This is a genomic window from Cesiribacter andamanensis AMV16, assembly GCF_000348925.1.
In the GTDB taxonomy this organism is placed as follows: Bacteria; Bacteroidota; Bacteroidia; order Cytophagales; family Cyclobacteriaceae; genus Cesiribacter; species Cesiribacter andamanensis.
Window position 1 is genome coordinate 1 of the sequence record NZ_AODQ01000156.1, and the last position, 9,156, is coordinate 9,156.

The 9,156-nt window shown below is 54.0% G+C and carries 8 protein-coding genes, 1 rRNA gene and 1 pseudogene; 4 read left to right on the plus strand and 6 right to left on the minus strand.

Annotated features, from left to right (window positions below):
* Positions 1 to 303: 303 nt before the first annotated feature.
* Complete coding sequence (gene lipA, locus ADICEAN_RS18785) at positions 304 to 1,182, minus strand: lipoyl synthase (protein WP_009197246.1); 879 nt, start codon at positions 1,180 to 1,182, stop codon at positions 304 to 306.
* Positions 1,183 to 1,244: 62 nt separating this feature from the next.
* On the minus strand, positions 1,245 to 1,991 hold the full coding sequence (locus ADICEAN_RS18790; protein WP_009197247.1) for a hypothetical protein: 747 nt from the start codon (positions 1,989 to 1,991) through the stop codon (positions 1,245 to 1,247).
* Between the two features lie 73 nt (positions 1,992 to 2,064).
* On the opposite strand from ADICEAN_RS18790, the gene ADICEAN_RS18795 reads away from it, so the two are divergent.
* A complete protein-coding gene (locus tag ADICEAN_RS18795; protein WP_009197248.1) occupies positions 2,065 to 2,475 on the plus strand; it encodes an OsmC family protein in 411 nt (136 codons plus the stop codon).
* A gap of 18 nt (positions 2,476 to 2,493) precedes the next feature.
* Here the strand turns inward: ADICEAN_RS18795 and ytxJ are convergent, their stop codons facing one another.
* The 3 genes and pseudogenes from ytxJ to ADICEAN_RS18810 all read right to left on the minus strand — a co-directional run bounded on the left by ytxJ (position 2,494) and on the right by ADICEAN_RS18810 (position 6,079).
* The gene (ytxJ, locus tag ADICEAN_RS18800) at positions 2,494 to 2,847 is read right to left on the minus strand and encodes a bacillithiol system redox-active protein YtxJ (RefSeq protein WP_316928541.1); all 354 of its coding nucleotides are present in this window, start codon (positions 2,845 to 2,847) and stop codon (positions 2,494 to 2,496) included.
* Positions 2,840 to 4,024 carry a hypothetical protein gene (locus ADICEAN_RS18805; RefSeq protein ID WP_040398238.1) on the minus strand — a complete coding sequence of 395 codons (1,185 nt, stop codon included), beginning with the start codon at positions 4,022 to 4,024 and terminating at the stop codon, positions 2,840 to 2,842. Before ADICEAN_RS18805 ends, ytxJ begins: the two co-directional genes overlap by 8 nt.
* Positions 4,025 to 4,101: 77 nt before the next feature.
* Positions 4,102 to 6,079, minus strand: a pseudogene (locus ADICEAN_RS18810) (alpha-ketoacid dehydrogenase subunit alpha/beta).
* Between the two features lie 175 nt (positions 6,080 to 6,254).
* Between ADICEAN_RS18810 and ADICEAN_RS18815 the strand changes: the two are divergent.
* The 3 genes from ADICEAN_RS18815 to mnmD all read left to right on the plus strand — a co-directional run bounded on the left by ADICEAN_RS18815 (position 6,255) and on the right by mnmD (position 8,727).
* Positions 6,255 to 7,499 (plus strand): M16 family metallopeptidase, encoded by a 1,245-nt coding sequence (locus tag ADICEAN_RS18815; RefSeq protein WP_040398240.1) that lies wholly within the window; start codon positions 6,255 to 6,257, stop codon positions 7,497 to 7,499.
* Between the two features lie 14 nt (positions 7,500 to 7,513).
* On the plus strand, positions 7,514 to 8,035 hold the full coding sequence (ispF, locus tag ADICEAN_RS18820; protein ID WP_009197252.1) for a 2-C-methyl-D-erythritol 2,4-cyclodiphosphate synthase: 522 nt from the start codon (positions 7,514 to 7,516) through the stop codon (positions 8,033 to 8,035).
* A gap of 71 nt (positions 8,036 to 8,106) precedes the next feature.
* A complete protein-coding gene (gene mnmD, locus ADICEAN_RS18825) occupies positions 8,107 to 8,727 on the plus strand; it encodes a tRNA (5-methylaminomethyl-2-thiouridine)(34)-methyltransferase MnmD (RefSeq protein ID WP_236612960.1) in 621 nt (206 codons plus the stop codon).
* Positions 8,728 to 8,997: 270 nt separating this feature from the next.
* Here the strand turns inward: mnmD and rrf are convergent.
* Positions 8,998 to 9,109 (minus strand): 5S ribosomal RNA (gene rrf, locus ADICEAN_RS18830).
* Positions 9,110 to 9,156 lie beyond the last annotated feature (47 nt).

The window sequence follows — 9,156 nt, forward strand, 5'->3', positions numbered from 1 at the left end:
CGCGCGGCGGCCGCGCTGGTCGAGATGACAGCCTACCTTAATAAAAAAGGCCTCAAGATTCATTCTGAGGCCTTTTTATTAAGTGTCCCGCTAAAAATTCGGGATGACTCATGTTTAACATTCATTATTCAACTCTCGAAAAGGATTTTACTGCTACATGAAAACCTAGTACTACAAAGATAGCTGCCCCCCTGCCCCGCAACAAGGCAAGAACGGACCCAAAGCTGTAGGGGGTAAGAAAAACACAAAAAGAAAGGGGCTTCTTTTTACAGAAGCCCCCAGATATGCTCAGAATAATGCTATTTACACATGCACATGCCGCTCGGCATGGTAAGAAGAACGTACCAAAGGTCCGGATTCTACATATTTGAGTCCTCTTTTTAGCCCTTCTTCCTTGTACATTTCAAAGACCTCGGGCCGAATAAACTCGGCCACTTCAATGTGCATTTTGGTGGGCTGCAGGTACTGACCCAGTGTGAGGATGTCCAGGCCGTGGGCGGCCAGATCATCCATGGCTTTAAACACTTCGTCCTGGGTTTCGCCCAGGCCCAGCATAATGCCCGACTTGGTGCGTTTTCCGGCCTGTTTGGTGCGCAGGATCTGCTCCAGGCTGCGGGCATATTTGGCCTGCGGACGCACGGGGCGATACAGGCGCTCTACGGTTTCCATGTTGTGGCTTACCACCTCCTGGCCGGCGCTGATCATGCGCTCCAGAGCTTCCCAGTTGCCTTTGGTATCGGGAATAAGGGTTTCTATAGTGGTGGCGGGCGAAAGCTCCTTTATCAGGCGTACGGTCTGGTACCAGATCTCGGCACCCCGGTCTTTGAGCTCATCGCGGTTTACGGAGGTAATTACGGCATGCTTTACGCCCATTGTATGGATGGCTTCGGCCACCCGGCGGGGCTCGTCCAGGTCATACTCCGGTGGCCGGCCGGTGGCTACGGCACAGAAGCTGCACGAGCGGGTGCATACATTGCCCAGGATCATAAAGGTAGCTGTGCCGGCACCCCAGCACTCGCCCATGTTGGGGCAATTGCCGCTCTCGCAAATGGTGTGCAGCTTATTCTCGTCTACAATCTTGCGAACGCGGGCATATTCTTTACCTACCGGCAGCTTTACGCGCAGCCAGTTGGGCTTTTTGGTTCTGGTTACTTCCTGCGAAATAACGGGTAGTTCAATCATCGGATAACCTCCCTTCTATAGAGCGCAAAGGTACGGATTAATTCGCATAACAGCCAGCTTCCTTAGCGGCGGCTGCCATGAAAGAGGGTGATGTAGGCAGAGGGAAACAGGCGCTGGTTTTCTGAACGGGGCAGCAATACCACCTCATTGGGAAAGGCCTCCAGCATGATGCCCAGCTCAAGCCCGCTTACATTGGTGCGGAAGGTGCCAAACTCAAAGCTAAAGCCGGTACGGGCATGCAGACCGGCCGTAATATCGCTCTGGCCAATGCCCTCCAGTGGCCTGCCGGTACCATAGATGTTGTTTACCACATGGGCGCTGTTGTAGGGATCGTACTGGGCAGTGGTGGTAAAGCCCGATACGCTGGAGCTCCCCCCATGCACCTCTATGTAGTAGGGGGCTATGATGCCCAGGGTGGGTCCGCCCGAGGCGTGTACCGTAACCTGCACCCCCTGCTGAGGCCCTTTGCGGAACAGGAGACGCTCCATGCCATAGCTAAAGCGCATGCTGTACAGATAGTTGCTCTTGCCCAGAATAAAGCTGCCGCCGGAGAAAGCCGGCACCCTGATTTCTTTGGGATGCTTTACATTCACGATCTCAAAACCCAGGGTGCGGAACATGCTGGGCTGCACCCTGCGGGAAAACTTGAGGTTAAAGCCGCCTATATAGCCCCCGTTGGTGTTTTTGTTGATACCCCATACATATTCGCGGGTATACTCATCTTCTTCTTTCTCGCGCTGCTGGGCGCTGGCCTCAAGGGTAAGCAGCAGGAAGCTGGCAAAAAGTATGCAAAATATAGGCGCCTTCATTGTTTGAAATGCGTATCTGTGTATGTTTGAAGGTAGGAATTAATAGGATAACTAAAAAGCAGCGCACTAGTTTATGCCAACCAGTACGGGAAGATATAACGAAAATTTACGCACCGAAGTACGCCACAGCCGGTCAGGAAGCTCATTTGTCACCGATGCACCCGTGGACAATAACGGAAAGGGAGAGGCTTTTTCACCTACCGACCTGGTAGCAGCCGCGCTGGGCAGCTGTATGGCAACCATTATGGGCATTTGGGCGGAGAAGAACGACGTGGACCTTAGCGGATTACACTGGGAAATAACCAAGCACATGAGCAGCAATACACCCCGCCGCATTGTGGCCATAGATGTACACATGGAGTGGCCGGGCGCCCACACGGCTACAGATGAACAAAAACACAAGCTGAAAAAAGCGGCTCTTACCTGCCCGGTAGCGCAAAGCCTGCACCCCGATATTCAGCAGAACATCAGCTTTAATTTCTGATCAAGCCTGAATTTCTGCTTATTCCTGATCCAGTTTTTTCTTAAGCTCTTTATAGGAAATGTTGGAATGCGAGCGGTGGTAGGTACACCTGCCCTGCTCGATCAGCAGGAGCTGCGGCGACTCATGCTGCACACCAAACTCGGCCGCTACCTGTGAGGATACGGGCCGGTACTGGATCAGGTCCAGGTACCAGGGCTCTGCAGCCCCCATCTCCTCCCCATTCCAGGAACGCTCAAACCAGCTAAGCGCCATATGGCTTATGGGGCAGCGTGTGCTGTGCTTAAAGATGATGATGGGCTGCTGATGGCTTTTTTGCTTCAGCTGCTCCAGTTCTTCTACCGAATCGAGCGTATTCCACTTCATATTACTCATACCAGATCTCACTTTCCCCCTTATCGTAGCGCGGCTTCATGGGCTTTGCCTTTACCGTTTTGGGCTGCTGCTTACTTGTAAAGATACGGTTAATCGTATTGCTTCGTTTCCGGGCTTTGGCCCTTTGTTCATCGGAGCGCAGCCTGTTGTAACGGGCCACCACGCTGGGGTGCATGTCGGCATCGCGCTTGCGTATCTTTAGATTGCCCCGGTACTGGTTCATTTTTTCGGACAGATCGCCGTAATACACCATTTTTTGCCGCTGGGTCATCATGCGCGTATTGCCCTGGTGGCTGGTGGCCGGGGTGCTGCTATACTGCTTGGCAAACGAGGCCTTGCGCTCCGACCAGTGCGTGCCAGGCTCCCGCACATATTTGGTCTTTACCGATTTGTTGCCACCATGGCGGGTGGCGTTGTAGCTGCTGTAGCGCTGCCCAGCTTTTTCATTCCGCTCCGAATGGTGGGTGCCGGGGGCTACCCGTTCTGAGGCTTTTACGGTTTGATGTCCCTGGTGATCAGTACCTGTTGGTGGCTTGCGCCTCACTGCCTTCTGACGGTCCTTATCATTGTATACCACGCCGGGCTGGTTTATAGACCTGCGATCTACCTTAAGGTCGCCCTGGTTATCGGTGCCCCGCAGATCACGGCGGCGGGCTCCCCTCTCCCGCTCCTTTTTATCGTATACCTTTCCGGGCTCATCGATCTCCCGCCGCTTTACCGATAGCTGGCCATCATGCTGAGTACCGCGGGAGGCTGTGGCTTGCTTTCCTTGACGGTCTGAACGCTCCGTATAATGGGTGCCCGGCTCCTTTACCTCTCCTTTTGGCTGGCGTAAGCGGCCGCCAAAAGCGGTGCCTTTAGGCTGGCCCACCTTCCGGGGACGTTCCCGCATCAGGTGGCGGGCGGCCCTGCCGTCTATGGAGGGAATTTCCTCAAGACGCGGCTTTTCCTTATCGGTGCGATATGATCCCGGCTTGGGGTCGTGCTGCTGTGGTTTCTTGCGCAGGTTTACCACCCTGTCTCGTGGGGAGTGGTCGGGATCCTTGCGCTTTTTCTTTTTGGCACGTTTCTTCTGCTTCTCTGTCTTTAATTCACGCTCAAAATCGTTTACGACCTGCGCGCCGGCTCCCTGCCCAAAGAGCAGTGCCCCCAGCAGTACAAGCAGGAACAGCGGCAAACGAAATGAGGTAATGTGCTTCAAAGCAGCAGGTATTAAGATGTTACAACTACAACAGGCCGGACTAATTAGTTCATTTAGAAGGCCATGAGCGCTTCCAGCTTTTGAGCAAGCCTGCTCTTGGGCAGAAAGTTCTGCTCCAGCGGCGGGGCAAAGGGTACAGCGGTATCCAGGCTGGCCTCCCGCATCACAGGAGCATCCAGCCAGGTGAAGCAAGTGTTCGGCAATCCAGGCGGCTATTTCACCCCCTACACCCCCCGTAAGGGTATCCTCATGCAGCACCAGCACCTTGCCGGTCTGTTTTACTGCTTCGGCTACGGCCTCTTTATCCCAGGGCAAAAGGGTCCGCAGGTCCAGAATGTAGGCCGATACGCCCAGCTGCTCTGCTACCTGTTTGGCCCAGTGTACACCCATGCCATAGGTAATGATGGCCAGCTCACTGCCCTGCTGCACTACCCGTGCCTTGCCCAGGGGCAGGGTGTAGTAGTCGCTGGGGATGGCCTCACTCAGGGAGCGGTACAGCACCTTATGCTCAAAGTAGATGACCGGGTTGGGGTCTTCCAGCGCCGCACACAGCAGCCCCTTGGCATCATAGGGGGTGGAGGGGTACACCACCTTCAGGCCAGGAGTATGAAAGAACCAGGCCTCGTTGCTCTGCGAGTGAAACGGGCCTGCCGCTACGCCTGCCCCGGTGGGCATGCGCACCACCACATCGGCATTTTGTCCCCAGCGGTAGTGGATCTTGGCCAGGTTGTTGACAATCTGGTTAAAGCCACAGGTCACAAAATCGGCAAACTGCATCTCTACCATAGCCTTGCGGCCCTTGATGCTCAGGCCCAGCCCGGCACCAATGATGGCCGATTCGCACAGAGGGGTATTGCGTACCCGCTCCTTGCCAAACTCCTCTACAAAGCCCTGGGTGATCTTAAAGACCCCGCCGTACTCGGCAATATCCTGGCCCATGAGCACCAGCTCGGGAAAGCGCTGCATGCTTTGCCGCAGGCCGTCCGAAATGGCATCAATAAAGCGCTTCTCTTCGGTTTGCCCACTGGCAGGTTCAACCACCTGCTGCTGGTAGGGGGCATACATATCCCCTACTTCCTCACTAGTATCGGCCTGGGGCTCAGCTTCAGCAAAAGCGCCCTGCAGCCCCTGTTCAATTTCTTTGCTGATGGCAGCGCGGATCTTTTTACGCTGCTCTTCGCTCAGTACGCCTTCCTGCAACAGAAAGCGCTCATAGTTCTCTACCGGATCTTTCTTGCCCCAGATCTCAAAGAGTTCTTTGGGTACGTATTTGGTGCCAGAGGCTTCCTCATGCCCCCGCATGCGGAAGGTCATGGCCTCTACCAGCACCGGGCGGGGATTTTCCCTGAGATCGGCCGCCAGGCGGCGTATGGTGCTGTATACCTCCAGAATGTTGTTACCATCAATCTGCACCGCTTCCATGCCATAGCCCGGCCCTTTGTCTATAAAGTGCCGGAAGCGAAACTGCTCGCTGCTGGGGGTAGACAAGCCCCAGCCGTTGTTTTCCACCACAAAGATCACCGGCAGGTCCCATACGGCGGCCACATTCAGGGCCTCGTGGAAGTCGCCCTCGGAGCTGGCGCCATCACCGGTAAAGACCAGGGCTACCTTTTTCTCGCCATCCAGCTTATGTGCAAGGGCTATGCCATCGGCCAGGGCCATCTGAGGCCCCAGGTGCGAGATCATGCCCACAATATGGTGCTCCTTTGTACCAAAGTGAAAGGAGCGGTCCCGGCCCTTGGTAAATCCGGACTTTTTCCCCTGAAACTGAGCAAACAAGCGCTCAAATGGTACATTGCGGGTGGTAAATACCCCCAGGTTGCGGTGCATGGGCAGAATGTACTCATCTGCCTCAAGGGCCAGGGTTGCCCCCACGGCCACAGCCTCCTGGCCTATGCCCGAAAACCACTTGCTGATCTTGTTCTGCCGCAGCAGAATCAGCATTTTATCTTCAATCATCCGGGGCCACAGCAGGGCCTCATAGATGGTAAGCAGCTCTTCGTCTGAAAAATGTTCTCTCTGGAAGTTCATATAAAAATACTCTCCGATGCCAAAGGTAGCCTTTTCGGCGGAGCTAGGAAATATTTTTTACCTTTGCTCTGGCAGGCAGGTAAGTTCTTGGGCTATATTACAGAATGGCCCAAATTTCTTCTCCAACAAGCAGGAGCCCGAGCCGTTTTATACCTACACACTACTGTTGTTTTCTATGATCGATTATAAAACGTTTACCCTCCAAAATGGCCTGCAGGTATACGTACATGAGGATCACTCCAGCCCCCTGGCGGCTGTGAATATTCTGTACAATGTAGGCTCCAAGGATGAGGACGAGCACAAGACGGGCTTTGCCCACCTTTTTGAGCACCTGATGTTTGGCGGCAGCCAGCACATTGCCTCCTATGATGAGCCCCTGCAGCTGGTAGGGGGTGAAAACAATGCCTTCACCTCGCCCGACATCACCAACTATTACATTACCCTGCCGGCCGAAAACCTGGAAACGGCCTTCTGGCTGGAGAGCGACCGCATGATGAGCCTGAGCTTTGATCCCAAAGTACTGGAGGTGCAGCGCAAGGTGGTGATTGAGGAATTCAAGCAGCGCTACCTCAACCAGCCCTATGGCGATGTATGGCTGAAGCTGCGCCCACTGGCCTACAAGCAGCACCCCTACCGCTGGGCTACCATTGGCCGGGAGATAAAGCATATAGAAGAGGCCACCCTAGAGGATGTGCAGAAGTTCTTCTTCAAGTACTACCTGCCTAACAATGCCATTATGGTGGTAGCCGGCCATGTGGAGCTGGAGCAGGTAAAGGCTCTGAGCGAAAAGTGGTTTGGTCCCATTCCGGCTGGTGCTCCCTATGAGCGTAAACTACCCCTGGAGCAGCCTCAGACCGAAGCCCGTCTGGAGACGGTAGAAGCCGACGTACCCCTGAATGCTCTCTACAAAGTATACCACATGCCCGGCCGCAGCGATGCCCGCTACTACACCGCCGATCTGCTGAGCGATGTACTGGGAAGAGGCAAGAGCAGCCTGCTGTACCAGACCCTGGTGCGGGACAAGCAGATGTTTGCTGATATCTCGGCCTACGTAACCGGTTCTATGGATCCGGGGCTACTGGTCATTAGCGGCAAGCTAAAACCCGGCTTTACCCATCAGCAGGCCGAGCAGGAAATTGCTGCCATCATCGAGCAGGTAAAAGGGGGTATTTCCGAAGAAGAGCTGCAAAAGGTAAAGAATCAGGCCGAGTCCAGTCTGGTATTTTCCGAGGTAGAGCTGCTGAACCGGGCTATGAACCTGGCCTTTAGTGCGCTGCTGGGAGATCCGGATCTGGTCAATAAGGAAGCTGACTACATACAGGCCGTAACGGCCGATGATATCCGGGCAATGGCCAACGAGATTCTGCTGCCCCAAAATTCCTCTACCCTGCATTATATCGCTAAATCTAAAACAGCATGATTACTACTCCTCACATGCCCCAGTTTCGGGTGGGCATGGGCTATGATGTCCACCAGCTGGCCGAAGGACAGGCCTTTTGGCTGGGCGGTATTCAGATCGAGCATACTCATGGTGCCGTGGGGCATTCCGATGCCGATGTACTGATCCATGTGATCTGCGATGCCCTGCTGGGTGCAGCTAACCTGGGCGATATAGGCGCCCATTTTCCCGACACTGACCCTCAGTATAAGGGAATCGACAGCAAAAAACTGCTGGCCCATGTGGTAGCGCTCATTCGGGAGCATAAATGGGAAATTGGCAATATCGATTCTACCGTCTGTTTGCAGCTTCCGAAGCTTCGCCCCCATATCGGCAGTATGCAGCAAACGCTGGCACAAGTAATGAAAATGCGTCCCGAAGACATCTCCATCAAAGCAACCACCACCGAACGACTGGGCTTTGTAGGCCGCATGGAGGGGGTTTCGGCTTATGCCGTTGTGATGCTCTACCGGGTGAGCCCGACGCTGGATACGCCCCCTCAGACCTACAATGTATGAGTGAACAACCCATTGGCCAGGAGCCTCAGCTGATCAAAACAGGCGATGGCAGCCACAGCCTTTTTCATCCTGTGCTAAATGAGACCTATCACTCCCACCATGGTGCTTTGCAGGAGTCACAATACGTTTTCATCAGACAAGGCCTGGATGCCTGGCGGGAGCAGCATGCTGACGCCCGTAGCCTGCAGGTGCTGGAGATTGGCTTTGGTACAGGCCTGAATGCACTATTGAGCCTGCAGTGGGCAAAACGGCATGGGGTACAGCTGCGCTTTACTACGCTGGAACCTTACCCCATTTCGCTGGCATTAGTCCAAGAATTGAACTATGCAGACTTGCTGGGTGGGCAGGCGGATATGCTGCGCCTTCATGAAGCCTCCTGGGAAGAAGATGTGATTATAGAAGACTCCTTTGTTTTGCACAAGACAACCACCCCCCTTCAGGAAATTGATTTCTCTTCTTCGAGCTATGATGTAGTCTTCTTTGATGCCTTTGCGCCCAGCAAGCAGCCTGAGCTTTGGGAAAAGCCACTTCTTGCAAAGGTGGCTGCCGCTTTGGCCACTGAGGGTCTTTTTTGCACATACTGCGCCAAGGGTCAGTTAAAGCGGGATCTGAACTCACTGGCGTTGACCGTGGAGACGCTACCCGGAGCGCCTGGTAAAAAAGAGATGGTGCGGGCAAGAAAAGGACATTAAGCTTACGCTTTTTCCAGCTCCAGTCCGAGCTAAATCCCCCCTCCATATAGGTATAGAAGGGGGTTTTCCCTTTTTAGGATTTTTACCCTCCTGCGGGCCCCCTGTATTTGGGGTAGAGTGTTTAGGGGAGAGAGCTATAAAAGCCCTTGGACATATTGCAGAAAGGCTTTAGGTTGCTTTAGTTTTTTGAGAGGCAGAACATAAAAAAGCCCCTTTACATTGCTGTAAAGGGGCCTGAAGGGTTATTTATTCGCTTAGGAATAAAAAAGGGGTTGGCGGCGACCTACTCTCCCAGGTGTTACCCAAGTACCATTGGCGCTGCAGGGCTTAACTTCTCTGTTCGGAATGGGAAGAGGTGGGCCCCTGCGCTATAGCCACCATTATTGCTTTTAGAGGTAAGAGGTAAGAGGATAGAAGTAAGACTCTGAT

Excerpts from the sequence above, each read along its gene's own strand:
- lipA (WP_009197246.1), bottom strand. The coding sequence starts at position 1,182 with ATGATTGAACTACCCGTTATTTCGCAGGAAGTAACCAGAACCAAAAAG.
- ADICEAN_RS18790 (WP_009197247.1), bottom strand. The coding sequence starts at position 1,991 with ATGAAGGCGCCTATATTTTGCATACTTTTTGCCAGCTTCCTGCTGCTT.
- ADICEAN_RS18795 (WP_009197248.1), top strand. The coding sequence starts at position 2,065 with ATGCCAACCAGTACGGGAAGATATAACGAAAATTTACGCACCGAAGTA.
- ytxJ (WP_316928541.1), bottom strand. The coding sequence starts at position 2,847 with ATGAGTAATATGAAGTGGAATACGCTCGATTCGGTAGAAGAACTGGAG.
- ADICEAN_RS18815 (WP_040398240.1), top strand. The coding sequence starts at position 6,255 with ATGATCGATTATAAAACGTTTACCCTCCAAAATGGCCTGCAGGTATAC.
- ispF (WP_009197252.1), top strand. The coding sequence starts at position 7,514 with ATGCCCCAGTTTCGGGTGGGCATGGGCTATGATGTCCACCAGCTGGCC.